Raw genomic sequence first — 26580 nt, forward strand, 5'->3', positions numbered from 1 at the left:
GTATTTCTTCCAGTAATTGAATACACTTTTTCTGTGTATTGTATTTTCTATGTATCGCTATCAAATTCATGCTACAATCCTTTATTTGTAAGGGTTTCAATTATCTTGCCATCCGTTATAGGGAGACGCGCGTTTTATTTTATCAAAGATAAGTTGTGTTACTCCCAAACTAAAGTTGCGTTTTAATATTCCCCGCAAGTGTTCCAACGGATAACGTGTGTGGCTACAAAAACGGTCAGTTATTAACTGATCTCATACAAAGCATTCCATTCTAATTCTCCTTATCTCCTTATCTCTTTTCTCTTTGTCTCTGTATCTCTGTGTGAAACAGATCAGCGAGCACGCGAGCCAATTTGCACCTTGGCGCCTTTGCGAGAAACCAATCCCAGCGAGCGCAGCGAGCTCCTCCGTGCAAAAATCCATCACTCTTTTCTCTGCGTCTCCGACCCTCTGCGTGAAAAAACATGAGCGAAGCGAATCATTCTCCGTGCAAAAATCCCTTTCCCTCTTCGCGCCTTCGCGCCTTTGCGAGAAACCAATCCCAGCGAGCCAAGCGAGCTCCTCCGTGCAAAAATCCCTTACTCTTTTCTCTGCGTCTCCGCCCCTCTGCGTGAAAAAACATGAGCGAAGCGAATCATTCTCCGTGCAAAAATCCCTGATTCCCCTTCCCTACATCTACTACTCTCTGTGTGAAAAAATATAATCACGGAAAACACCCGACAAAACTGCCATATAGTCCTTTCTTCATGTCATAAAGTCCTTCTAAAGCCCCATAACCCCTTTCTAAAAGCCCATAAGTTGTTTCTAAAGGCCCATAGGCCCTTTCTAAAATAAAATACCCTGTTTATCAACATAGATAAACATTTTTCTTACTATCCATACAATAATCTGAAAACACAAAAGTTATGTTCATCAGGTAATAGCAGCAATCTGAAACGGGTAACAGCAAAAACCTAAAAGGCACATACACACAATAAAAGACCTTGCGCATGTAAATACACGGTACTTGGACAAACAGCCTGCAAAGGCATTTTATGAACAACTAAAATTTCAAAGTCATGTCAGATCCAAGACCACAGGCGTTGTATAACTGTTCGCAAAGCGAACTCTACGCCATCTGCTCCATCGGTTGGACCAGCTACAATGAGAACCAGGCCGATTTCGAAGCATTCAAAACCATTTACACCGCCACTTATGGCACAGATGCCATGGCCGAAGTAGAGGCCGCGGCCAACCTTCCCGGCTTTCAAGAACGGAACGAGGCCGCTGAGACCGCATACATTCAAATGGTCTCCGCCCATGCCGAGTGCCTCACAAAATGGAAAACCCTGCGCAGCTACATCAAAAGCTCCTTCCCTCCCGCACTTCAAAAACCCAAGATCGAATCGGCCGGGTACGATCATTACACCAAGGCCGCAAACCGAAACTGGGATCAGACCTTTGCCCTGCTCACTGCCGGTCAGCACTTCATCGACAACAACACGGCCGACCTCACCGCTGGTGGCATGCCCGCCACATTTGCAGCCGACTACGCCTTGGCCAAAGACAACTTCGGCACCCTGTACGGTCAGTTCACAGATTTCGAGCAGGATGAGGAAGAGGCAACCGATACCAAGGTCATGGCAAACAATGCCATCTACCGTAAACTCAGTGCCATGTTCGAAGATGCCCAGATCATCTACGAGCACAATGCCGCCAAGCGCAATCGCTTCGTCTTTGCACAGGTAAAGGCCATGATCACAACAAAACCCGGCCCAGATACAGTTCCCTCAGATAGCATCATCATTTTCGGAAAAGTGCTGGATGCGGCCACCTCCACCGCATTGGCAAATGCATCCGTTAACACAACACCCGATGGCAGCACGCAGACCTTCAGCGCGGTTACCGGAGAAGACGGCAAGTACGAAATGACTGTATCAGGATTGCAAACCACATCTGCAGGCACACTCATGATCAATGCCGAGGCCCTGGACCACGAACCCAAATCCCAACCCCTCAATTACGAGACGGGAAACAGATACGAATTGAGCTTCGAGCTATTGGAGTTCACCCCACCTCCAGAACCAGCTCCCTGACTCCAGCAGGCAGTACAGCCTGAATGGAGTATTCACCTGATACAGACCGAGGCGGCCCTGGCCGCCTCGGTTCGCTTATAGAATCTACCCTCCATATCTCAGCCCCTCCCATCTCAGTATGAAACAAAATCCCAACGAGTGTAGCAAATCCCTTTCTCTCTTTGCACCTTGGCACCTTTGCGAGAAAACAATCCAATCGAGCGTAGCGAGCCCCTCCGTGCATCTCCCCAACTCCAATACCCTCCGTGCAAAAACCCCTCACTGTTTTCTCTGCGTCTCTGCCCCTCTGCGTGAAAAAACATGAGCGAAGCGAGTCATTCTCCGTGCAATAATCCCTTTCCCTCTTTGCGCCTTAGCGCCTTTGCGAGAACCAACCCCAGCGAGCCAAGCGAGCCTCTCCGTGCATCTCTCTCACTCAATCATTCTCTGTGCAAAAATCACTTATCTCTTTTCTCTGCATCTCCGCCCCTCTGCGTGAAAGAACATGAGCGAAGCGAATCATTCTCCATGCAACAATCCCTTTCCCTCTTCGCGTCTTAGCGCCCTTGCGAGAAACCAATTCCAGCGAGCGTAGCGAGCACCTCCGTGCAACTCTCCTACTCAATAAACCTCTGTGAAAGAATCTAACCGCAGTCTCTCCAGATTAACCTCACTCAACCTCCTTGCTCAAGAACAACAACAGATCATCCCGAAGCCTCATCTCTTTGAAATCCTTCTTCGACATCGGTACCGAGGTCCATTCCTTATTGGTCACCAGCACACGCTTCTGCCCCTCCGAAGGCGTTTCATAGATCAACGGCATTCGGAAACCTTCCGCATCCGCTTTCCAACGTAGTTCAAGGTTCTTCTTGTCCCAGCGGTATTCCAACACCGGAACATCCGAAAACTTCAGATACTGTTCGAACAGAGGCATGTAATTGTACTTCGCGCGGCCGTTGATGTAATTCACGATCTCCTCGCCATCCACCGTTCGGTACGCGAACTCCTGCGCAATGCCTTTCAGAATACTTCGGAAAAGCGAATCGTTGTTCAACACATTTCGGAACGTATGGATCATCCAAGCGCCCTTGTAATACATATCGCCACTGTTGCCCTCGTGGTTCAATCCGTAAACCCCATAAATGGGCGTACGGTTGTTGATCATGTATTTCTGATTCTTAAGATATTCCAACATGCTATCATAACCATACCTGCACTCCACATACACCGATTCAGAATACGTGCAGAAACTCTCGTGGATCCACATATCGGCCGCATCCTTCATGCTCACGCTGTTGCCCCACCATTCGTGTCCCGTTTCGTGGATGATGATGTAGTCGAAATCCATGTCTTTCGGATAGCGCCCCCAATAGCCCTTCATATACTTGTTTCCGTAGGCAATGGCCCCCTGATGTTCCATGCCTGCATAAGGCGTTTCCACCAAGGCATAGCCATCATTGTAGAAAGGATAAGGGCCGAATGCCTCTTCAAAGCAATCCATCATCTTTGGCACCTGCTTGAACTGCTCTTTCGCCTTGTCCAAGTTCTCCTTCAGCACGTAATAGTCCAATTTCAGTGAATCGCCCTGCGCGTTCGCATAAACACCACCAAAATGCGCGTAATCGGCAATGTTCAAGGTCACATTGTAGTTGTTGATGGGATAGCTGATCTTCCAAACCCATTCCATTCCATCCGACTGCAAATTCCTCGACTCCAACTCTCCGTTCGAAACACACATCAGCCCGTTCGGAACCGTGCATCTCACCCGCATGCTGTCCGGTTCATCCGAAAGATGGTCCTTGTTCGGCCACCAAAGACTTGCTCCGGTTCCTTCGCATGCCACTCCGACCCATGGTTTACCAGACCCGTCCTTTGTCCACACAAAACCACCATCCCAAGGCGCGCGTTTGGCTATGGTCGGTTGCCCGTGATAGTAAACGGAAACAACCCCATCTTCCCCCGCCTTCATCGTCTCTGGGAAACGCACAAAAAACGCATCGAACAAACGCGAAAAACCCAATTGCTTCCCATGGTAGAGAACGCTGTCAATGGTCATGTTCGCGAACAGATCCAATTGCAGACTGTCAAAATCCGTCATGGTCTGAAAATGAATCTCATTCACACCCGAAATAGACTTCCCTTCAATGTCAACCTTCAATTGAAGGTCATAATACGTTACATCGAAACACGCACGTATCGGAGAAAGCGTTCCGCGCAGCGTATCCGCCAACGTAAATTCCTGGGCATTTGCCGCAAACGGAAGAATCAGAACAAGTAGTAAGAGATTTCTCATGGTCTCAAAGAAAGTAAATCATCAGCCTCAGAATATTGAATAGTTTTTCACTCTTCCGCTCCCAAAAAAAACGTCCTGAAAATGAAGGTTGCAGAACAGATGCCGACCCTCATGTAAACCTCAAAAGGACACTCTTTGGCTACAGAAACACAGATTTCACAGAGGTCTTAAAATCTCTCTGTGAAATCTGTGAAAATCTGTGTCTCTGTGGCTATTTCATGTGGAGCATAAAAAACAAAAACGCTGCCACCAGAATCATACTGATGGCAGCGTTTGAATAGCTTAAAATCTGTTTTTACAAGAAGCCTTTCTCCTTTGCATTCTTCAATGCAGCCTCAATGCCATTTTTGTTGATGGTTCTCAACCCGTTGGCAGAAACCTTCAATGTTACAGTCTCACCTGTCGATGGAACGAAGAACTTCTTCTTGAAAAGGTTTGGAAGGAATTTCCGCTTCGTTTTCGCATTCGAGTGAGAAACATTGTTCCCAACCATCACTTTCTTTCCTGTTATCTGACAAACCTTAGACATGGCTTCTGTGCTTAATAGTTCAAAATTTCGGGCTGCAAATGTAGAAGTATTTTATCAGAACACAAACACTATTTATTTGTCAATCCTTCACACATCGACAGGAAAATCCGCTTTGCTTGTAAATGTATGTGCGGAAAGCATCTTCACTATTGTAAGTGAGTGTAAGGAAGTACGCCAACGATTCGCTTTCTCTTCTGGCAGACCAGAACAACCCGTTCCTTCCTTCTTGATCGAACTGTCCTTCGCGATAACGCATGCCACCGGGCAATCCTGTCCAGCCACTGGTGTTGGAACCGCCCGTGTTCGGGTCTTCCCAATGGGTTGTTCCGTCTTCTTTCAAACGGCCTCCAGCCACACCATCTGAAGCACCCAAGTAATCGACCAAGGTTTTGAACTCGCTGTCCTGCGGCACGTGCCATCCATCTGGACAAATTCCACTACTATCATTGATCGCATACCAGTTGTAGAGCTTTCCATAAGTAGCCTCAAAGGAATTATCGTTCTTATAGAAGCAATAGGCTCCAGTCTGCAGATATTTCCATTGGGTACTGTCAGAAACCTCTGCAATGGCACTTCCATCGCGGTAATGAGAAGTCTTCAAGTTCTCGCCCATCCAGCATTGCGTGCCAATGGTAACAACCGAGTAAACGTTTCCGTCAATATCCGTGACCGTGGTCAGATCACCGCAACCACCATCTGGAACCGTCACTACGATATAACCGGTTTTCGTCTCGGTAGACTTTCCCGCATCGGTGGTAATGGTCAGCGTTACATCGTAGGTCCCTGCTTCGGTATAAAGAATCCCATCAGGGTCTTTGACCGATGCCGTGCTTGGTGTTCCTCCATCAAATGACCATTCCCAAGCCGTTACTGCTCCAATGGAATTGTCTTCGAAATTCACGGCCTGACCAACGCCAATATTGGTCATGCTCGCTTCAAAATCAGCGGCATAGTTCTTCGTTTCCTGCTTACAGCCCGAAGCAAATGCCATAATTGTCACTATAAAAGCAACACTTGTAAACTGTCTGATCATCTAATTGGTTTTAGGGTTGAACCCAAATGTAGAAATGTTATGCAATAGTTAACCGATTTCAGATCAACTGTTTGCGCAACATGTTCAGAGCCGTGTTCGCGCTCATCTCAATATTCCGCTCGCGGTTATGCCCAAAAAGATATTTCTTGGCAATGGTCTCCGATGGAGTTGCAACTGCAAGCCAAACGGTTCCAACAGGTTTTTCGGCCGTTCCGCCATCTGGGCCTGCAATTCCTGAAGTTGCAATACTGTAATCGGTTTTCATCTTTTCGCGCACACCTTCCGCCATTTGGCGCACCACTTCCTCGCTCACCGCCCCGAAGTTTTTCAGGTTTTCCTCCGAAACCCCCAATTCATCCATTTTCACCTCATTGGCATACGAAACCACCGATCCCAAATAATAATCGGACGAACCTGATACAGACGTGATCTTATGAGCAATGAGACCTCCCGTACAGCTCTCAGCGGTGCTCACGGTCTTTCCAAGTTTCCGCAAATGATCCCCAACCACCGACTCAATGGTGTCATCATCAAAACCATAAACAAGTTCTGGGATCAGCGTCAGCAGCTTCAATACTTCTGCTTCAAGTGTCTCAGAAACCGAATGTTCGTCATTTCCAATAGCGGTAAGTCGCAACCTTACCCTTCCGGGTGAAGGCAGATACGCAAGTTTGATTCCTTTCGGCAAAGCATCTTCCCAATTGGCAATGCGCTCTGAAAGCCAGCTTTCACCCATTCCCATCGTTAGTACCGTTCGGTGCAGAATGGTCGGCATGCTGTATTTTTCCTTCAACCGAGGCAACACATGCTCGCGCATGATGCCTTTCATTTCGTAAGGAACGCCAGGCATGCTTACGAACACCGTTCGGTCTTTCCCAAACCACATTCCAGGAGCCGTTCCTTGATTGTTCTGCAAGGGTTCGCATGCCGTTGGAAGCTCTGCCTGCAATCGGTTCAACTCGCTCATTTCCCTCCCGAACCGTGCAAACAATTCTGCTATGTGGTCAGCTATTTCTGGATAAAATGTGAATCCGCAGTTGAAATACTTCGCCAAAGCTTTCTTGGTCACATCATCTTTTGTCGGCCCCAAACCTCCGGTTATCAGCACCACATCGGCTCGGTCCTGCGCATCTTTCAATGCGTCCAGAATATCATCCAATCCATCCGAAATGGTGGTGATGCGCTCCACTTTCGCACCAATGTCATTGAGCTTCTGCGCCATCCAAGCAGAGTTCGTGTCCACGATCTGACCGATCAGAATCTCATCTCCTATCGTAATTATTTCAACCCTCATTGCTCCGCAAAGAAACCACATTCCTGCAGCAATTGTTTACTTTGAGGAACATGCGGAAAGCGACCTTCATACTGCTCATATTAGGAAGTGCGCTACTGCTGTTTTTTGGCATCTGGTTCGCCAAACTGGTTTGGTTCAAACCGATCAATATCGACCACTTTTTTGAACGTGTTTACATCGAATTCCTTTGGGATGACCCCGAAGCGCTTACTCAAACAGGCGTTCTGAAACCATTTTGGATAAGCGGCTACAAAAGCGAGCTGACCGATATTTCGCCAAAGGCCACGGAACGCTTGGCCGAGGTTGGACGAAAGAACCTCAACCTGTTAGAGGAATATGACCGTTCTAAACTCAACGAAAGTCAAAAAGTGTCTTACGATGTGCTGCATTGGTTTCTGAAAACGGGCGTGGCTGCCGAGCCATTTCTGTTTCATGATTACCCGATCACACACATTTCCGGGGCGCATATCGAAGTGCCGCAGTTCATGAACAGTCTTCCACTTCAATCACGAAATGATATTGAAAATTACCTGAGTCGACTGGAAAAGATCGATGAGAAATTCGGTTCGGTGATCGATGCGTTGGAAGAACGCAAGAAGCGAGGAATCGTTCCTCCCACCCATATTCTAAAGGAGGCCATCCTTTTCTGTGACCATTTCTACCAAACGCCAGTTGAGGAAAATGTACTGTTCACCTCCTTCCAAAAGAAACTGAATGCCATTGGGTTGCTGGAACCGACCAAACGCGACCGCTACATTGCGCAATGCCGCGAAACCATTCAAGGAGAGGTCATTCCTGCCTACCGCAGACTTTCCCAGTATTTGCTTCAACTGGAACGTAGCTCGCTGAACATAGCGGGTGTTTGGCAATTGCCCAATGGCGATGCCTATTACCGAAGTTGCCTCCTGCAACAGACCACGCTGAAACTCGACCCTGATAGTCTTTATGAATGGGGAAAGACCGAGATGGAACGGTTGAATGCCGAACTCTCCAAACTTCAGGTTTTCACAAAAGGTGCTGTGGTTGACAGCTTTCGCACTGACTCTTTGGGCAGATTGCAGACCATTCAATATTTCAGTGAAGTTTCGGATGCGATGAAACCGTTGCTTCCCTCCTATTTCAATCGGCTGCCATCAACCGAATTGGAAATCTTGGAATTGCCAGCGTATAGAGCAAACAACAGCACGTTTGCGTTTTACATTCCACCACGTGGCGAACCAAGACGCAACGGAAAGGTGTATGTGAACACGTGGAAAGCGGAGCAATTCCCAAAGTATCTGGCCAAAACGTTCGCGTATCACGAAGGGATTCCTGGTCATCATATCCAAAAGGGAATTCAGGCCGATCTGACGGAATTGCCCACGTTTCGAAGATTCATTCCTTTTTCTGCTTACACCGAAGGCTGGGGCATGTATGCCGAACAACTTGGTCATGAAATGACAGGAACGTTGGACGCTTTTGACCAGATGGGACAGGTACAGTCGGAACTTTTCCGAACGGCACGAATGATGGCCGACATTGGCATTCACCACAAAAAATGGCTGCGCGAACAGGCCATTACATTCATGATGGAAAATGCGAGCCTTTCGGAATCAGAAGCTGCGGATGAAGTGGACCGCTACATCGTTTGGCCTGGACAAGGTTGTGCGTATAAGGTCGGTTTGATGAAATTCCGAGAGCTGCGCCAACGTGCGGAATCACAAATTTCTGATTTTGACATCAAAGAATTCCACGGAGTATTATTGAATGAAGGCGCAATGCCTTTAGAGATCTTGGAGCAACGGGTGGATGCTTACATCAGTTCAAAGCAGGACAAATCAAAACCATCCGCGTCACCCTGAACTTGTTTCAGGGTCTAAACTGTAGATTCCGAAACAAGTTCGGAATGACCTCAACCACGCAGCTTGTCAAGAATCGAGTTCAGGGTTGCCGCTTCCTCTTCGGTGATGGTCACCACTTTCTTGTTGAAGTTCTCCATCTGCACATCAATGGCCTCCAGCAACTTCAAGCCTGCTTTGGTAATAAACACATCCACCAAACGCTTGTCTACCGAACACGTTTTGCGGCTTACCAGACCTTTCTGCACCAATCTGTCCACAATACGCGAAGCGTCTGACATCTTGTCCAACATTCGTCCGCGGATGCATGACGTACTCAGCGGCTTCGGTGTACTTCCGCGCAGAATACGAAGCACATTATATTGCTGATTGGTGAGCTTGTGCGGTTTCAGCAGGTCATTCAACATGCTTCGGATCCAACTGTCGGTAAACATGATATTCACCACGGCTTTATGACGCTCGCTCGAAAAGCCTTTCTCCTGCTTTATTTCCTCTTCTAATTTCATGGACTCCAATGCCTGCATCGTATCACAGACAACCCAAATATAAGATCAATGTTCAAACGTTGAGTTCGCCACCCGCTCAACAACTTATTTATTGAGTGGGACCTGCAGAATATACGGGTTGAAAACCTGTGAGATATAAAGATTCCCGTTATAGATCAGTCCAGTGGAAGCTGCGCTGAGAATGGTTCCCGCGTCCACGTAAAGGGTGTCGATGGCTTCGGTTTCAAGATTTACCGTATAAACCGCGCAGGGCGAAGGTTTATCGGCATGCTTCACGTGCTTCATGAATTTCAGGAAATCCAAGTGTGCGGTGGTCACGATCTCATTTCCGTGAAACGTAATGTTGTCGTTGCCTTTCAAACACGGGATTTCCTTCTTATCCGAATACGAACCATCTGCATTGATCGCATACGAGATGATGTTTTTCTCTTGCGTTCCTGTGATGTACAATCGTCCATCCTTCACGCCAACTCCGTTCGCATATTTCAGTTTATCGCCTACGGCAGACCAAGAATTTCCATCATAATGAATTACGAAGCTGCGCTTGAGTTCGAAGAGTTTTTCCCAGATGCCGTTGCGCTTGCCGCTATCGTTGCTCACGTAAATGCCACCTTGGTGATCCGTGCAGACATCATTCGGTGAAATGATGAGTTCGGAGGTCAACTGCTGTTTGAAAACCACCTTGTCATCCAGCAATTCAAAAACCAGAATGCTCTGTCTTCCTGTCGGAGGAAAATCAGCCTCGTTCTTCTCGTGGTTTACGCTGTAAATGAGTTTTTCTCCGTTCACCACGCCAATATCAATACCATGCGGACGGAACGCAATCGATTCTGGCAGGCCTTCCATTGGCAGTTTCACCAGTTTCCCTGAGGAGATGTTGTAATCGTAAAATCCATTCTTGGAATAATCTTCAGAGCGTCTTTCCGAACATGAAATGATCAACCGTTCGTTGCCACCCATGGTATCTAAGGCAATATCCTCTGGCCCTCGACCGACCTCGATACGTGTGTAATCTCCTGTGAATGTTGGGTACTTCCCGCATGAAACAAGGAGAACCGAAAAAAGAAAAAAGAAAAAACGGATCAGATATGAATTCACAGTATCAAGGTTAAATCAAAGCGTTCTACTTCAGGTCATGCTGAACTTGTTTCAGCATCTATCAACAGACCCTGAAACAAGTTCAGGGTAACTGACACATCAACCCTCTTCCAACATCTCAAACAATTGATCGATGGCCTGCTTGATGTTGTCTCGGATGTCCGAGATAGAAGCTTCCATCATGTAGCATGGCGCGGTGATGATGCGGTTCTCCGTGTCCACGGAAATCTCGTGTACCGTCTTCATTTCGGCCACGGCACCCGTCTTCACCATTCCTGCGCTGATGGCACCGATCTCATAAGGCGAAGCTTCTTGGGTTGTTCCAACCGTGAGATGCTCATTTAATCCTGCTCCTTCCAATGCTTTGGCGATAACGGTCGGCCCCATGCAAAGCCCAACGATCGGTTTATTGGCATTCACCATTTCATTGATGATGCGTTTCACTTCTTCATTAATCTCGCCATCTGGACCGTTGAACGCCCACGTGGTAAGGTTCTTGGCTGCTCCAAAACCGCCTGGAATGACCAACGCATCCATATCGGCTGAACTCATATCGGCCAGATCGGAAATGGCTCCACGGGCAATGCGGGCGGCTTCCACCATGACGTTGCGCTTCTCCTGCATCTCATCTCCAGAAATGTGGTTGATCACGTGATACTGATCCACATTTGGAGCCATGCAGATAGCCTCGCCCCTGTTCTCATCGATGGCCAAAAGCGTGAACACGCTCTCGTGAATTTCCGACCCGTCATACACTCCATTGCCAGAAAGCAACACTCCTATTTTATAACTCATTGTTCTCTGTTTGCCGTGAAATTAGTGATTCGAAAAGTGTACCTGAAAAACCGATGTTTCAAACGGTTGCAAAATCAGATGATCTCTGAGTTTCAACAACAATTTTCAGTTTGAATCGGATTTCACAATGCTTGTAACCTCCGAAGTTGTAGTTGCAATGCCGATGTTCTCATGCTTACCGATCTCATCGAGCAAAGCCGTGTAAATGCGGTCCTTGGTACTTCTTCTGCTCTTGTAATCCACAATATACCGCAAGGTGAAGGTGATCCAATTCTCATCAAAACGAAGCGTGACCGTAGGAAGCACCCGCGCTTCCTCCACTCTGAACTTGTTGGCCAATCGTTTCCAATCCTTCTGACTTTTGAGCGCATAATCCTGGCACACGTCATTCACCACATCGGTAAATATCTTGCGCGCCAGCGCATGGTCGCTTTCCGTCCGAACGGGAACTTGTATCTCATCCCACAGAAAAGGAAATTCTGCAGAGTAGTTGCTTACCAACTGCTTGAAAACGTAGCTGTTTGCCATGGTAATGATGCGCCCGTTGTAGAGGTCGCCATCCACCCAATCTCCGATCTCCATGATGGTGGTTTTCATCACACCAATGTCAATGATGTCGCCTTTCGCCTCACCGATCTTCACGCGCTGTCCTACGCTTGGCGTTCCTGAAAGGATGATGTTCAGCCAACCTGCAAAACTGACGATCACTTCCTGTAGCGCGAAGGTGATCCCTGCGCCTGCCAACCCCAAGGCCACACCCAAATTCCCCAGTTTATCGGCATACACAACCAATGTGATGAGAACGATCAGCAGATAGCCGATAAAGTTCACCGCCTTTCGCACGCGATAGCGATGATCCGTGTTGGTGATGTTGGTATTGACGATCCGCTTGAGAAATGCCGTGAGAATGATGACGACCACAATTCCCAATCCCACATACACCAATCGGTTGAAAGCCGCGTTGTGCAACCAAGTGTCAAGCGTATCGAGGAAACTGTTCATTCGGTGAGATGCATGACGAAGTTACAACCGAAACCCGTCTTTCAAACCAACCGTTTTTCGATATAATCGGAATTGAGCAGTCCGAGCGCGCCCATGTATTTGAGACGGAAAGAGACAATGTCACCCACTTTGTATTCCTTCTCGCTGTTGCTGATATCGATGACCAGCATGTCCGAACTGGCACCGACAACCTCAATATGCTCATCCTCAGGAATGAGGAAATCGGTCGAAATATCCAGCAGACCAATATCAAGAATGGCGCGGTGCATATTCTCACCGAAGTCATTTTCATCCACTTTAAACACTTCGCCCGAAGGGTTCTCCGCCAAATAACCGATCGGCACTTTGGGCTTTTCGGTTATCTCAATGATCTCCGTAAAAAGTTTGATCACATCGGGTTTCATGCCGTCAATGGTTTCCTCGGTAAGCAGGTTATTGCCGAAATAGAGTGTTTCGCCCACGCGGAAATGATTGACGCCATCGGGTACCTGATGCTGCAACAGCAACGGAATAATAACCGAAGTACCGCCCGTTACCCAAGGAATATCGCGATTGAATTTGAACTCAACCAACTGCTGATACAAGCTCAATTGAATGAGTTTATCCTGCGATGGCAGCACTCCATTGAGGCAGTTGAGATTGGTGCCGATACCCGAAATTTCAATGTTCGGTAGTTTGAAGATGCTGTCGTAAAAGTCGATGAGGTGATCGCCCATGATACCTTCGCGCAGGTCTCCCAACTCGATCATGATGATGACCTTGTGCGTCTTGTTCTGCTTCACAGCCTCCTCCGACAGCATTTTGATGGTCGCGAATTCCGTATTGAAACTCACATCGGCATACTTCACCACCTTGTCTATGCTTCGCTTGGCGGGCGGTTTGATGTACACCGTCTGCACACTCGGATCAATTTCCTTCACCACTTTCAGGTTGCTGATGCGCGAATCGCACAGTTCTGTTGCTCCGAGTTTGATGATCTCTTGGATGTACGTTCGGTTGCCGCAAAGCATTTTGGTCACCACCGCCCATTCCTTTCCATACTCCTTGAAGAGTTCATCGAGGAAATGATAGTTGTTTGCCAGTCGGTCTTTGTAAAGTTCAATGTAAGCCATGGTTCATGGGGTTATGATGCGCGGAATGTCGTGCGGCAACCGCGTGAGTAGTTCGTAATTGAGCTGGGCGCTGAGTTCACCGAAGGATGAAACGCTGATGCCCATATCACCCTGTCTGCCTATCAGCACCACTTCATCGCCAATGCTGGTTTCGGGAACGTTGGAAACATCAGCAATAAGCATGTTCATGTTCACCACGCCTATCACGCTTACGCGAGCACCTCTGATAAGAATGCGGCCCGTGTTGCTGAGCGAGCGGCTGTAGCCTTGTGCATAACCGACAGGCACCACGGCCACTTTCATATCCTGTTCGGCCATGTAACTGGTGCCGTAACCGACAAACTCGCCCGCATGCACCAAGTGTGTGGTCATCACACGGCTCTTCCAAGTTATTACCTGCTTTAGCGGATCTTCTTTTTCGCGCTTGCCGCCAATGAAATTGATGTGCGTCTCGCGACTTGGCCAATAGCCGTACTGCATGATGCCGATACGCGCCATGTCCATGCGTGTTTTCGGGTACGAAATGGCAGCTGCAGAACATGCCGTATGCAGGCGTATCGGCTCAATTCCCTTCTCTGAAAGCCATCGTTTGTACTTATTAAAAAGTTTGTATTGCTGACTGACGCGCACGTGGTTGGCAATACTTTCCGCGCCTGCATAGTGCGTGCAAAGACCTTCGACAATGAAGTACTTTGCGTGCTTGGTCAGAAACTCGACAACCGTTCGCAGTTGCTTTTTGGTGTAACCAGTTCGGTTCAGGCCTGTGTCCAATTCAATGTGGATACGAGCAGGGATCTTGATCCGTTTGGCCACTTCCAAGGCGTTTTCCAAACGAGTAATGTCGAACACAAAAAAGGAAATATGGTTGCGGACGGCCCATTCAATGTCAGCCTTATCGATCATTCCCATGATCATCACCTCGCTGTTGCTGCTTAGCACTTCCTTTGCCTGAAATGCTTCCTGTGCGCTGAAAACCGAGAAATGCCGCACTCCGCATTCTTCTGCCAGCGGCACAAACTGACCGATGCCGTGGCCGTAGGCATTTCCCTTCACCACCGAAGAGAGTTCGCAGCCATCGCCAAGCAGATCTTTGATAAAACCAACGTTCGCTTTCAATGCGCTTTGGCTGATCTCTATGGTGGAAGTATGAACCATCTTATTTGCTCAAGATCAGATCGACAATTGTGCTGAACATCTTCACACCCGTTGGTGTGATCTCATCGGGGAAATCGTAATCGGGATTGTGCAGCGCAGGTGTTTTTTCGCCAGCTCCAATACCGAACATGGCTCCCTTGAACTGCTCGGTGAAGAGTCCGAAATCCTCGCCCCAGCGGAAGGGTTCCTGCTTCTCTTCAAATTCGAACCCGTTTGTTTTGGCCGCTTCGCGAACGACCTCCACCATCTCAGCTCCGTTCTGGTTGGCCGAGAAGAACTGCGTCCAGTCGATCTCTACTTTCAGTTTGTATTTCTTACCGATCTTCTGCGCCAGCTTTTCGCAATCAGCCGCAAGTTCTTCCATGGTCTCACTGTCCCACGTGCGGATGGTGAGTTTCACCTCGCCATAACCTGCCGAAATGCCGTAGGCTTCTTCTCCCATTTCTATCTGAATGGGCGTTACCTGCTTAAAACCTTTCTCCTCCTTCGGGACCTGCAACTTGTTCGTTTTCTGAAGAATTTCGGCTATCGCGAGGGCAGGATTTATTCCAAGATCGGGTTCGCCTGCGTGCGAGGTCTTTCCATGTAATTTAATGATGATGCTTTGAACCGAAGCGGTGAAACTACCAGCACAGCAGACGATCTTGTGCATCGGGTAGCCAGGAAGATTATGCAGCGCGAAAACGTAATCGGGTCTGATCTCGTCAAACTTCGGGTCTTCCAGCACCGCTTTGGCACCTTCGCCATTTTCCTCGGCAGGCTGAAAAAGCAACACCACCTTGCCCACCTTCGGACGGTTCTTGCTGAAGTGAACTGCCAACCCCGCCAGAATGCTCATGTGGCCGTCATGTCCGCATTTGTGCGAAACATGTTCATCTTCCGAGCGATGCTCGAACGTGTTGATCTCTTCAATGGGCAGCGCGTCCAACTCGCAACGGATAAGCACCGTTGGCCCCGAACCGAAATACGAGTAAACGGCCGCAACACCATTGCCGCCAATGCCATCAATGAGCTTGGTCGGTTTGTAGGAACTCAGAAAACCAGAAATGCGCTTGGCCGTTTCCGTCTCCTGTCCAGACAGCTCTGGATAACGGTGCAACAGCTTACGCAGCTTGATCAATAGTTTCGTTGGTACATGTGTTTTTGTGGCCATCTATAAGGTGGTTTTAGTTCGGTCTGAAGAGAAGAATTGAACAAGGACGAAACTGGCGGCAGAAACCGAAATCCCGAAGAAATTCTCGTCCAATCCGAATGGAAGCTCCAAATCGGATACGATGAGTACAAGGGTAGTCATTCCTCCCGAGACCATGGCAACAAGTGCCGCCAATGATGATGGCCTCTTCAGCATCAACATGCCCAGAACAGGCACAAAAAGCCCCGAAACCATGAACGCGTACGAGTACAGCATCAAATCCAGCACGTTCTGCATCATGGTGGCAAGAAGAATGGCAATGACACCAATGGCCAGCGTGGTCAGTTGCGACCAACGCAAACTGGTGTTGCTGCCGTGTTTCACCTTGCCGAGAACATCTGTAAGGAAGTTGCCTGATGCTGCCATCAAACAACTGTCTGCCGTGGACATGATGGCCGAGAAATAGGCCGACATCATCAACCCCATCAAACCGATAGGTAGAATATTGCTCAGCAACAGCGGCAGACCGAGTTCGGCATCCAAATGACCTGTTGCGGGATAACCGACCGCTTCGAACATCCCTTGTTCAAACGCCACGCGACCGAAAAGCCCAAGTATCACACCCATAAAGGCCATCACGGGCCATTCGAAAAGTCCTGCCACGCGCCACGCTTTCTTGGCCGTTTGCTCATCGCGGCACGCATATATGCGTTGGTAGAGCGTCATTCCCACAAACCATATCGGTACAATGGTTATCGCCCAATTGAAGAATTGCATGAACGAAAGATTGGAGAGTTGCAGCATTTCGGGTTCCGCAATGGAACTGATCGCTTCCCAGCCGCCCACTTTCACGTAACCGATGGGAATACCGATAAAAACCAGTCCGCACATGAGAATGATCCATTGAATTGTGTCGGTGTAGATGACCGCTTTGATGCCACCAATGACCGTGTATGCCACGGCAATTATGCCCATCATCAGCACCGCTTGCGGAATGGAAATGCTGGGAAAAGTGGCCGCAGCCAACTTCGCGCCAGCCAACACCTGCGAACTTGTAAACCCGACATAACCGATCAGCGAGATGATGCCTGCGATGAACGCCACTTTCGAATCGTAGAAATGTTCCAGCATTTCTGGAAAGCTGAGCAGGTTCTTTTTTCGAGCGATGGGATAAACCTTTGGAATGAGGAAAACCGCGCTGAGCCAAGCACCCAGCAATCCTGTAAAGAGCATCCAACTGCCCGAGATGCCCATCATGAAACCAAGGCCTCCCAACCCGATGGAAAACCCACCACCGACATCGGTGGCAACCACAGAAAGCCCCACATGGCCCGCGCCCATGGTTCTGCCGCCCACATAGTAGTCTTCTTCCGAAGTGTTCTTGTTGAGGAAGTAAACACCCACCCCAAGCATGGCCAGGAGATAGGTGATGAATATGGTCAGATCAACCCAATGTATGCCCATATCGGATCATCGCTTTAGGCGCATCTCCAGATACGGGTTGGTAAAACCGAACTTCTCGTAAAGTTTCTTTGCAGGATTGTTGTGCTCCACATGCAAGGCAATATCGCCTTTGGCGAAACTCAGTGTCTCCTCCATCAGCTTCTTGCCAATGCCCTGCCCTCGGTAGTCTTGATGCGTGGCGATGTAAACCAAAATGTTCTCTGGAATGTAGCCACCCATGCCTGTTCGGTTCACAATCACGGCACCTGTGACCTTGTCCTTATCGTACGAGACAATGACAAACCCACCGAATGATGTGGTTTCCTTCACCGCGAAGTTGAGGCACCTTAGAATCTGCTCCTTCGGGTCTCCGTATTCCTGAAGATGTTCGTGAAGAAAATCAACTATTTCGCGCTTCTGAAGTTCAGACGGACGCTCCAGCGCATCGAACACCCGTGTTTCTATAGAATTTGAAATGATCATCCGCCCATTGTAACATCATTAAGCGGAATTCCAAATTTTCAGGGTTATTTCTTTGATCCATCAAACGGAAACCAGATCGGTTTTGCTTAAATCGGAGAGCATCGCTACCCGACATTTCAAACATTTCCATAATTTCAATGTTTAAACATTGAATGAAACGGAAATCCTTCATAAAAGCGCTGTCCGCAGCTCCAATCGCACTCTCAATGAATCCACTCAATAGTCTTAGATCGTTTACAGCAACCTTTTCTTCTACTGAGAAAATGCCCGTGCTTTTTCTGGGTCATGGAAGCCCAATGAACGCCATTGAGGAAAACGACTTCGTACAGAATTTCCGAAAACTTGGAAGGGAATTGCCGCAACCGAATGCCATTCTGTGTATTTCCGCGCATTGGTACACCAAAGGAACCATGGTCACGGCCATGGAACAACCAAGAACAATTCACGATTTTGGAGGGTTCCTACAAACGTTGTTCGATGTGCAATATCCAGCTCCAGGTTCACCAGAATTGGCCGTTCAAACACAACGTTTATTGGGTAAACATGTCGGGCTCGACCAAGACTGGGGCTTGGATCACGGTACTTGGTCTGTGGTAAAGCATCTTTATCCGAATGCGGATGTACCAGTAATTCAACTCAGCATCGATTATACTAAACCGCCAGAATATCATTTCCAGTTGGCTTCAAAGCTTCAATCGCTACGCGAAAAGGGCGTTCTGATAATTGGCAGCGGAAATATTGTTCACAATCTGCGCATGGTAGATTGGCCGAACATCAACAAGGAAAACCACGGATACGATTGGGCCATGGAAGCGCGCACCAGCATCAATTCTCACATACTGGATGACGATTTCAAACCACTATTGGATTACCGAGATCAAGGAAAAGCCTATCAATTGGCCATTCCAACTCCTGATCACTTTCTTCCGCTTATCTACACACTCGGACTGAAAGGAAAATCTGAAGATCTGGAACTCTTCAACGATAAACTGATGGCAGGCTCGCTGAGCATGACCTCGGTGAAGATCGGTTAGCTTTTATCCACCCGATAGACCTTGTCGCCATACCCTAAGCGGTAGCGGTCGCGGAGTTCATCGCCTACCTCTTCTGCCATATCGATGCGCTGCGCGTTGAAGCCGACCACTTCCAATTTTGAGGGATAGTCCATTCCGTACAGACGCACATGGTCTTTCTGCCAATAGTATTTCACTCGATCTTCCTCAGAAGTGATATTTGGGTCTTCCAGCGTGGTTTCATTCGTATAATCGATCGGAACTTGGAAAATGCCGAATCCGCCTGGTTTCATCACGCGGTAGAGCTCGCTCATGGCTTTGTGGTCATCATCCACATGCTCCAAAACATGGTTACAGAAAATGACATCGAAGGTGTTGTCCTCAAACGGCATGTCCTGAATATCGCACTTCACATCCGCCAAAGGCGAAAAGAGATCGGCCGTGGTCAGATCCAAATGTTTCATCTTCCTAAAACGACCTAAAAAGGGTTGCTCGGGCGCGATGTGCAACATCTTTCGAGGCTTGGTAAAGAAGTCCGTTCGTTCTTTGAGATAAAGCCAAAGCACACGGTGTCTTTCAAGCGTTAAGCACTTAGGGCAAAGCACGTTCTCACGTTTGGCAGCACCATCATAACCATACGGTAAAAACTTACGGAAATGGCCTTCGCAAACGGGACATTCGTACTTGTTCCCACCATAAAAAACAGGCGAAAAGAAACTGAAGATGTAGCTCAGTCTAATGAGGATTGGGCGCGGGATGGTTCTGAGCAGGAAATGAAACAACCTTCGGAATTATTAATTGATAATTATGAGTGAAATTCGTTTGGTCACGGATGCGCAGATTGCCACAGATTTTCACGGAGAGAACTTAAATCATCACTGAAATCAGAGCAAATCTGTGCATCTGTGGCTATTTCATGTTCATCATTTCTCTACTGGAGTTTGATAAAACGATTGTCTGTCTTTGAACGGATCTTCCAAACCAAGTGCATCATACACGTACTTGAACGTGGAAAGAATCTCAGGTTTTCCACCAACGATGGCCACATCATGCTCGAAGTGTGCGGAAGGTTTTCCATCCAATGTAACGATGGTCCAGCCATCTTCCAATTGTGCAACATCGGCTGTTCCAAGATTGATCATCGGCTCAATGGCCAACACCAGACCTTCCTTCATCTTTTTACCATCTCCTCGCTTTCCATAGTTCGGAAGTTCGGGATCTTCGTGCATGCTCTTGCCCAGACCATGACCTACCAATTCCCTCACAACTCCGTAACCATGTTTTTCGGCATGATGCTGCACCGCGTAGCCCACATCTCCAATTCGATTTCCAGATCGGATCTGCTCAATTCCGAGGTAAAGACTTTCTTCTGTCACTTTCAGAAGCTTCTTCACTTCATCCTTGATCTCACCAACGGCAAATGTGAACGCATGATCGCCATAGTAACCGTTCAGAATCGCGCCACAGTCAACAGAAATGATGTCGCCTTCTTCCAGCGCTTTATCGGAAGGAATTCCATGGACCACCTGCTCGTTTACAGAAGTACAAAGCGTATTCGGGAAACCACCGTAACCTAAAAACCCTGGCACGGCACCTTGGTCGCGGATGTATTCTTCGGCCACTTTATCCAATTCCAATGGCGTAACGCCTGGTCTGATGAGTTTGGCCACTTCGCCCAACGTGCGCGAAACCACCAAGGCGCTCTCCCGCATCAATTCAATCTGCTCTTTCGTCTTCAGTACTGCCATTATCCTCCAAACAATTTTCCGAACATTCCTTTACTCTTCTGCTTCGGCTGATGCATCTGTTCGCCAGCCGCTTCTGGATGAATGATTCTGAATATCTCGCCCCAACCGATAAATCCACCTACGTTCCGATCATCAATGAACAGATCGCAATCAATTTTGCGGCTGGCTTCATTCGAATCAAACTGCTCTTCGGGAAAACTTCTGTTCACCGCATAGAACTCAATTCCGTTCTGACGGCAGTATTCCACGGCTTCATCCAAGGTTTTTCCATGGCGGAACGTCCATAGAATTAATCTGTGACCGCGTTTCTGAAGTTCCTTCAGCGTAGCAAACGCAAAGGGCATTTCTTTGCCAATAGCAGGGTATTTGTGCTCCACCACGGTTCCGTCAAAATCGACCGCAATGACCAGCGATTTGCCCATCATCATATCCATGCCGCGAAGTTAGGTATTGTGTTCCTCACGCAAAGGCGCAAAGACGCTAAGTGTACAATTGCTTTGAAAACATGAATTCGCCACGGATGCACAGATTTTCTCGGATTTCTCTGACTCATCTCTGTGAAAATCTGTGGTAATCTGTGCATCAGTGGCTAAATAATGTCTTAGATGTAATCTGTCCGAATTACGTTCAGATCCTTATCGAACTCGTACAGCTTCGGTTTACCTGTTGGCACTTCCGTTTTCAGGATTTCCTCTGGAGACAGTTTTTCGAGATACATGATCAATGCACGAAGGCTGTTTCCATGAGCCGCAATGATAATGGTCTTGCCTGCTTTCAGTTCTGGTTCAATCACCTCTTTGAAATAAGGCAGTACGCGGTCGGCCGTTCCTTTCAGACTTTCACCTCCCGGAGGTGGTGTATCGAAACTTCTTCTCCAAATATGAACCTGCTCTGCACCGAACTGTGCCCGTGCCTCGTCCTTGTTCATGCCTTGCAGGTCGCCATACATGCGCTCGTTCAGGGCTTCATTCTCAACTACTTCAAGATCAGGTTGACCAATCACTTCCAAAATATTCTTCAGCGTATTCTGAGCACGCACCAAGGCTGAGGTGAAACCCTTGTCGAATTTGTAACCTTTCAGTTTCTCGCCAGCTTCCTTTGCTTCCGCAACTCCTTTCGGAGCAAGGTCAACGTTGACCCAACCCGTAAAGCGGTTCTCTGCGTTCCATTGCGATTGTCCGTGGCGGACGATGACCAGTTTTGCGTATGGTTTCATTTAGTATTCAGTTGATTAGTTGACCAGTTAATTAGTTTGTATGGGTAGCGAATAACGAATAAGTACGAATATGCGAATACGTCAAAACCAACAGAATTGCTATTGAATTCAACTTTATAAACTCCGTCAACTCTGTAAACTTATCTCTTGTCACTCGTCCCACTCCAAAGAGTATTTCGTTTCAATTTTGCGTTCCGCGATGCGCTTCAAGTGTCCTTTTACTGAACGCTGCCGATGCGTGTTCAATCGATCGATGAGCGTGATTCCGTTCAGTTGATCGATACCCTGCTGCACCAAACGGGCCGCAAGGTCGGAAAACGTTGCCGTTTGTTCCTTCAGATCCCCATCAAAAAAACAGACCTCTATTTGTTTTGGCCGTTCGATGGAAACCGACAGCCTCGGAAGACTAATATCTTCTTCCAATCCTGAAACCAACGGAGCTTTACTCGAAATCAGCTTCGGATTGATGAAAACAGCCTCAAAATCTTCAGGTTTTGGACGTGCATAATTGAGGTTGATGATAAATGCCTGCAAATTCAGTCCAACGTGCTTGGCCGAAACCAACGGACAGGCCAATTGCTTCTGTAGATTTTGCATTTCAAGAATCAGTTCAGCAGCATTCGTTGCATCACCGATAGGCAAAGCCACCGAACGATAGATCGCGTTTCCGTACGCCTGCACGTTCGCCATTAGGCGTAATTGTTCTTGATGAAATGGTACAACAATCGCACGCCCGTTCCCGTGCCGCCCTTCAACCGATAATCCTTGGTGCTGTCCATGAACGCGGGTCCCGCAATATCCAAGTGGATCCAAGGATAATCCGTGAAATGATGGAGGAATGTTGCAGCCGTGATATTACCACCTGCTGCACCTCCAATATTCTTAATATCAGCCACTTCCGACTTTATCGCATCGTGGAACTCCTTCCACATCGGGAACTCCATCAAACGCTCGTAGACGGTTTCGCCACTCGCTTTCAATTGTTCCTTTTGAGGTGCTTTATCGGCACACATGGAAATTCCGTGATAATCGGTTATTCGAGCCGCAGCGCCTGTCAAGGTCGCCAGGTCGATAACCAGTTCAGGCTTGTATTGCTTGGCGTAATGCAGCGCATCGGCCAGAATCAAACGGCCTTCCGCATCGGTGTTCAAAACCTCCACGGTCGAACCGCTCATCATGGTAATGACATCATCGGCCACCAGCGCTTTTCCATCAATGCGATTGTCCGTTGCGGGAATAAGACCGATCACGTGAACAGGCAACTTATTGGCCGAAATGGCTGCCATCGTTCCGCACACGGCCGCGCCACCGCCCATATCGCATTTCATATTGGCCATCTGAACGGTCTTTACGTTGTAACCACCTGTGTCATAAACAACGCCTTTACCTACCAGAACGATCGGCTTCTTGTTCTTGGCATTCTTCGGTTTCCATTCGAGGATGTTGAAGGTCGGTGGCTCCACCGAACCTTTGTTCACACCCAAAAGACCGCCCATTTTCAGCTTCTCGATCTTCTTCTTGTCGAAGGTGGTTGTGGTAAAACCTGTGGCTTTCCCGAGTTCACCTATGCGTTTGCTCCATTCGGTCGCAGTAAGCGTAATGACGGGTTCATTCACAAAATCGCGCGCAGCGAAAACGGCCGAAAGCAATCCTGAAAGTTCATCCAATTCCTTTTGAGACAGATCGGAAACCACACTCAGTTTCTGAAGCGTGTTCGGTTTCTTTCCATCGCCTGTTTTGTAGGTAAGAAACTGATAGTTTGAAAGTGCAATTCCTTCCAAAACCGCCAACAGCTCATCTTTCTCAAGACCCAAATTCACGATACTGGCCGATTTCGATCTCTCGCGATTGAGAAGCGTCTTCAGCTTGGTTCCGAGCACACGCGCATGCTGCAAACGATAGCTGTTCTCCGCGTCCTTCTTCGGTTTGGCAACTGCCATTCCATCCTGAGATGAAGGAACAAAAAACACCAGTTCATCATCTCCAACCCGTTCTTCCACTTTGGTTTTCAGGTCTCCAAGTGCATCTATCTTTCCAAGATCATCTTTGGACGAAACCAAATAAATGACCGCACCACTTGGCTTGGATGCTTTCTTCAATTCAATCAATCCACTACTCTTCATTCGCTGATTTTTAGGGCGCGCAAGGTAACCAATTGCAACCAAGCCGTTACCAATACCTTACCTATTGTTAAAGTCGTTGCCAATTTGGCTTCTGAAACTGGTTTCATCGCCACAATTTTAGACAAGGCTAAAAATAATATTAGATAAATAAAATTACCTTTGTGTTCCAAATGGCCAATTCATTCACGGAGGAAAATTACCTCAAGCAGATATACAAGCTCTCGAAGAAATCCGACAAGGGTGTGAGCACCAATGCGCTGGCAGAGCGATTGGACACGAAAGCTTCATCGGTTACGGATATGCTTCAGAAATTGGCAGCTAAAAAATTTGTCAACTACCAGAAATATCAGGGCGTTACTCTCACGAAAAAGGGACAGAAGATCGCGGTGAACATCATCCGAAAGCATCGCCTTTGGGAAGTTTTTCTTGTGGATAATCTTGGTTTTGGCTGGGATGAAGTGCATGACGTTGCCGAAGAGTTGGAGCACATCAATTCAGATGTTCTGGTGGAACGGCTGGATAGATTTTTAGGCTTCCCGAAATATGACCCGCATGGCGGACCGATTCCTGACAGCGAAGGGAATTTCCCCGCTCCAGCACGTGTAAAATTGGATGAATTTGAGGTTGGAAAGCAATCGAAAGTGATGGGAATAACGGAGCACTCTGAAAGCTTTCTGGCATACATGAAGAAGATCGGACTGGACCTTGGCGTGGAGTTCAAACTCACAGAACGCCACGACTTCGACCGATCGGTAGAAATTGAACTGAACGGGAAAATCGTTCAACTCAGCCACGAAGTGGCGAAAAACATATTTGTTGCTTATTGAAATGAAGCATACACACGCAGGAAAGTCATTGGAAGAGGTTCATCAGTCGGTGAACACTATGGAGAAAAAAGGCTTTTTCAAGAAGCTTTTGGCCTTTATGGGACCTGCTTACCTGATCAGTGTCGGCTACATGGATCCAGGCAATTGGGCCACAGACATCGCGGGTGGAAGCCAATACGGTTACACACTCATTTGGGTGCTACTGATGTCGAACATCATGGCCCTGCTACTCCAAAGTCTTTCAGCCCGACTTGGCATTGTAAGTGGCCGCGACCTGGCACAGGCATCCAAGGAAACTTACCTGCCGTTTGTCAACTTCATGCTTTACATTCTGGCCGAAGTGGCCATTGCCGCCTGCGATCTGGCCGAAGTGCTGGGAATGGCCATCGGACTTCAATTACTGTTCGGACTGCCATTGATCTGGGGCGTTTGCCTGACGGTGCTGGATACATTCATACTCCTCTTCCTGATCAATAATGGGATGAGACGCATGGAAGCTTTCATATTGGCGTTAGTTGCCATTATCGGTGCGGCCTTTTTGGTGGAAATGGTGCTTGCACAACCATCTTTGGGCGAAATCGCAACGGGGTTTGCCCCTTCCATCCCCGACAATGCAGCCCTTTACATTGCCATCGGGATCATCGGTGCCACGGTAATGCCGCACAATCTTTATCTGCACTCATCTCTTGTTCAAACAAGAAAATATGAGCGAACGGAACGTGGCATGAAAAAAGCCATCCGCTTCAACCTAATTGACACTACCATTGCGCTGAACCTGGCCTTTTTCGTCAATGCCGCCATCCTGATACTTGCGGCCGCCACCTTCTTTAAAAATGGCATGTTCGATGTGGCCGAAATTCAGGACGCACACCAGTTCTTAGAACCCATTCTCGGTTCAAAATTGGCACCGATACTTTTTGCTGTTGCATTAATCGCAGCTGGACAGAGTTCCACACTTACGGGCACTCTTGCGGGGCAAATAGTTATGGAAGGTTATTTGAATCTGCGGATTCAACCATGGATCAGGCGGATCATTACACGTTTGCTCGCCATCATTCCTGCTTTGGTGGCCATCATCCTTTTTGGCGAAAGTTCAACCAACGACCTCCTGATCCTGAGTCAAGTTGTACTCAGCCTTCAACTTGGTTTCGCCATCATTCCACTTATTCATTTTGTGAGCGATAAGAAACGGATGGGGCCGTTCACGATCGGTCGTTTGACACAATTCGGAGCGTGGGTGTGCGCGGTCATTATCGTTGGTCTGAATGTGAAATTGGTATATGAGGAAATTGCCAGTTGGATGGCAAACTCGCAGGACAGCCTGATTCTTTGGTTGACCGTGGTCCCCATCGCCATTGGATTCGGCCTATTGCTGGTCTGGGTGGCGTTCCGACCTTTGATCATCAAATACTTGAACCGACCGATCAAACTACCGCACGGTGTGGCAAAGGAAATGGAACCACGGACACGCCCCGAATACAAGAAGATCGCGCTTGCCATCGACTTTAGCGATACCGATGAGGTCATCCTCGGCCACGCGCTTCCGTTGGGAAATGAAAACACGGAATTCCTACTTCTTCACGTAGTTGAAACCGCAGGAGCACTCTACTTGGGAAGTGAGATCAAGGATTTTGAAACATCAGAGGATACCGAAAATCTGGAACGGTACGCACAACGCCTCCGATCGGAAGGTTATCAAGTAACCACCAAACTCGGTTATGGAAACCCAAAGAAGAGTATTCCCGAATTAGTGAAGGCTTTCGATGCCGACCTTTTGGTCATGGGTGCTCATGGCCACCGCATATTGAAAGACCTGTTGTTCGGAACAACCATTGATGCCGTTCGCCATGAAGTGGGTATTCCCGTGTTGGTAGTTCAGGCGTAAT

At 48.0% G+C, this 26580-nt stretch carries 24 protein-coding genes; 5 read left to right on the forward strand and 19 right to left on the reverse strand.

Annotated elements, in window-relative coordinates; all coding sequences use genetic code 11:
- Positions 1-1058: 1058 nt before the first annotated feature.
- Positions 1059-2075: a hypothetical protein gene (locus tag GC178_12225; GenBank protein MBI1288330.1), complete on the forward strand. Its 1017-nt coding sequence runs from the start codon at positions 1059-1061 to the stop codon at positions 2073-2075.
- Positions 2076-2724: 649 nt separating this feature from the next.
- On the opposite strand, the gene GC178_12230 is transcribed toward GC178_12225, so the two are convergent.
- From GC178_12230 to GC178_12245, 4 genes are all read right to left on the reverse strand, one after another.
- On the reverse strand, positions 2725-4347 hold the full coding sequence (locus GC178_12230) for a M1 family peptidase (GenBank protein MBI1288331.1): 1623 nt from the start codon (positions 4345-4347) through the stop codon (positions 2725-2727).
- Positions 4348-4642: 295 nt separating this feature from the next.
- Positions 4643-4876, reverse strand: coding sequence for a 50S ribosomal protein L28 (locus tag GC178_12235; GenBank protein ID MBI1288332.1), 234 nt, complete (start codon positions 4874-4876; stop codon positions 4643-4645).
- 79 nt (positions 4877-4955) lie between these two features.
- A complete protein-coding gene (locus tag GC178_12240; protein MBI1288333.1) occupies positions 4956-5909 on the reverse strand; it encodes a PKD domain-containing protein in 954 nt (317 codons plus the stop codon).
- Between the two features lie 58 nt (positions 5910-5967).
- Positions 5968-7203: a competence/damage-inducible protein A gene (locus GC178_12245; protein ID MBI1288334.1), complete on the reverse strand. Its 1236-nt coding sequence runs from the start codon at positions 7201-7203 to the stop codon at positions 5968-5970.
- Positions 7204-7253: 50 nt separating this feature from the next.
- Here GC178_12245 and GC178_12250 point away from each other — a divergent pair, with 50 nt between their 5' ends.
- On the forward strand, positions 7254-9044 hold the full coding sequence (locus GC178_12250) for a DUF885 family protein (GenBank protein ID MBI1288335.1): 1791 nt from the start codon (positions 7254-7256) through the stop codon (positions 9042-9044).
- A gap of 50 nt (positions 9045-9094) precedes the next feature.
- Here the strand turns inward: GC178_12250 and GC178_12255 are convergent, their stop codons facing one another.
- From GC178_12255 to GC178_12295, 9 genes are all read right to left on the reverse strand, one after another.
- Complete coding sequence (locus tag GC178_12255; GenBank protein ID MBI1288336.1) at positions 9095-9547, reverse strand: MarR family transcriptional regulator; 453 nt, start codon at positions 9545-9547, stop codon at positions 9095-9097.
- A gap of 84 nt (positions 9548-9631) precedes the next feature.
- The gene (locus GC178_12260) at positions 9632-10645 is read right to left on the reverse strand and encodes a hypothetical protein (protein ID MBI1288337.1); all 1014 of its coding nucleotides are present in this window, start codon (positions 10643-10645) and stop codon (positions 9632-9634) included.
- A 99-nt stretch (positions 10646-10744) separates the two neighbouring features.
- The gene (elbB, locus tag GC178_12265) at positions 10745-11440 is read right to left on the reverse strand and encodes an isoprenoid biosynthesis glyoxalase ElbB (GenBank protein ID MBI1288338.1); all 696 of its coding nucleotides are present in this window, start codon (positions 11438-11440) and stop codon (positions 10745-10747) included.
- 105 nt (positions 11441-11545) lie between these two features.
- On the reverse strand, positions 11546-12442 hold the full coding sequence (locus tag GC178_12270; GenBank protein ID MBI1288339.1) for a mechanosensitive ion channel: 897 nt from the start codon (positions 12440-12442) through the stop codon (positions 11546-11548).
- 41 nt (positions 12443-12483) lie between these two features.
- On the reverse strand, positions 12484-13554 hold the full coding sequence (locus GC178_12275; GenBank protein MBI1288340.1) for an alanine/ornithine racemase family PLP-dependent enzyme: 1071 nt from the start codon (positions 13552-13554) through the stop codon (positions 12484-12486).
- Positions 13555-13557: 3 nt separating this feature from the next.
- Positions 13558-14709, reverse strand: coding sequence for an alanine racemase (gene alr, locus GC178_12280; GenBank protein ID MBI1288341.1), 1152 nt, complete (start codon positions 14707-14709; stop codon positions 13558-13560).
- A 1-nt stretch (position 14710) separates the two neighbouring features.
- Positions 14711-15862, reverse strand: coding sequence for an amidohydrolase (locus GC178_12285; protein ID MBI1288342.1), 1152 nt, complete (start codon positions 15860-15862; stop codon positions 14711-14713).
- Positions 15863-17299, reverse strand: a complete 1437-nt coding sequence (locus GC178_12290) for a sodium:solute symporter family protein (protein MBI1288343.1) — start codon at positions 17297-17299, stop codon at positions 15863-15865. It lies immediately after the preceding gene.
- Positions 17300-17311: 12 nt separating this feature from the next.
- Positions 17312-17767, reverse strand: coding sequence for a GNAT family N-acetyltransferase (locus tag GC178_12295; GenBank protein ID MBI1288344.1), 456 nt, complete (start codon positions 17765-17767; stop codon positions 17312-17314).
- 206 nt (positions 17768-17973) lie between these two features.
- Here GC178_12295 and ygiD point away from each other — a divergent pair, with 206 nt between their 5' ends.
- Entirely contained in the window at positions 17974-18801 is an 828-nt protein-coding gene (gene ygiD, locus GC178_12300) for a 4,5-DOPA dioxygenase extradiol (protein ID MBI1288345.1), read from the forward strand.
- Here the strand turns inward: ygiD and GC178_12305 are convergent.
- The 6 genes from GC178_12305 to GC178_12330 all read right to left on the reverse strand — a co-directional run bounded on the left by GC178_12305 (position 18798) and on the right by GC178_12330 (position 23867).
- Positions 18798-19562, reverse strand: coding sequence for a methyltransferase domain-containing protein (locus tag GC178_12305; GenBank protein MBI1288346.1), 765 nt, complete (start codon positions 19560-19562; stop codon positions 18798-18800). The two genes, ygiD and GC178_12305, sit on opposite strands and share 4 nt — an antisense overlap.
- Before the next feature lie 141 nt (positions 19563-19703).
- Positions 19704-20528, reverse strand: coding sequence for a type I methionyl aminopeptidase (gene map, locus GC178_12310; protein ID MBI1288347.1), 825 nt, complete (start codon positions 20526-20528; stop codon positions 19704-19706).
- Positions 20528-20938 carry a hydrolase gene (locus GC178_12315; GenBank protein ID MBI1288348.1) on the reverse strand — a complete coding sequence of 137 codons (411 nt, stop codon included), beginning with the start codon at positions 20936-20938 and terminating at the stop codon, positions 20528-20530. The genes map and GC178_12315 overlap by 1 nt, the downstream gene beginning before the upstream one ends.
- A 191-nt stretch (positions 20939-21129) precedes the next feature.
- On the reverse strand, positions 21130-21744 hold the full coding sequence (locus GC178_12320) for a 2,3-bisphosphoglycerate-dependent phosphoglycerate mutase (GenBank protein ID MBI1288349.1): 615 nt from the start codon (positions 21742-21744) through the stop codon (positions 21130-21132).
- 150 nt (positions 21745-21894) lie between these two features.
- Positions 21895-22434, reverse strand: coding sequence for a hypothetical protein (locus tag GC178_12325; GenBank protein ID MBI1288350.1), 540 nt, complete (start codon positions 22432-22434; stop codon positions 21895-21897).
- Entirely contained in the window at positions 22434-23867 is a 1434-nt protein-coding gene (locus GC178_12330) for a peptidase M17 (GenBank protein MBI1288351.1), read from the reverse strand. Before GC178_12330 ends, GC178_12325 begins: the two co-directional genes overlap by 1 nt.
- A 170-nt stretch (positions 23868-24037) precedes the next feature.
- Between GC178_12330 and GC178_12335 the strand changes: the two genes are divergently transcribed.
- A complete protein-coding gene (locus GC178_12335) occupies positions 24038-24694 on the forward strand; it encodes a metal-dependent transcriptional regulator (GenBank protein ID MBI1288352.1) in 657 nt (218 codons plus the stop codon).
- Between the two features lies 1 nt (position 24695).
- Entirely contained in the window at positions 24696-26579 is a 1884-nt protein-coding gene (gene mntH / locus GC178_12340; GenBank protein ID MBI1288353.1) for an Mn(2+) uptake NRAMP transporter MntH, read from the forward strand.
- Position 26580 lies beyond the last annotated feature (1 nt).

The organism is Flavobacteriales bacterium, assembly GCA_016124845.1.
Taxonomy (GTDB): Bacteria; Bacteroidota; Bacteroidia; order UBA10329; family UBA10329; genus UBA10329.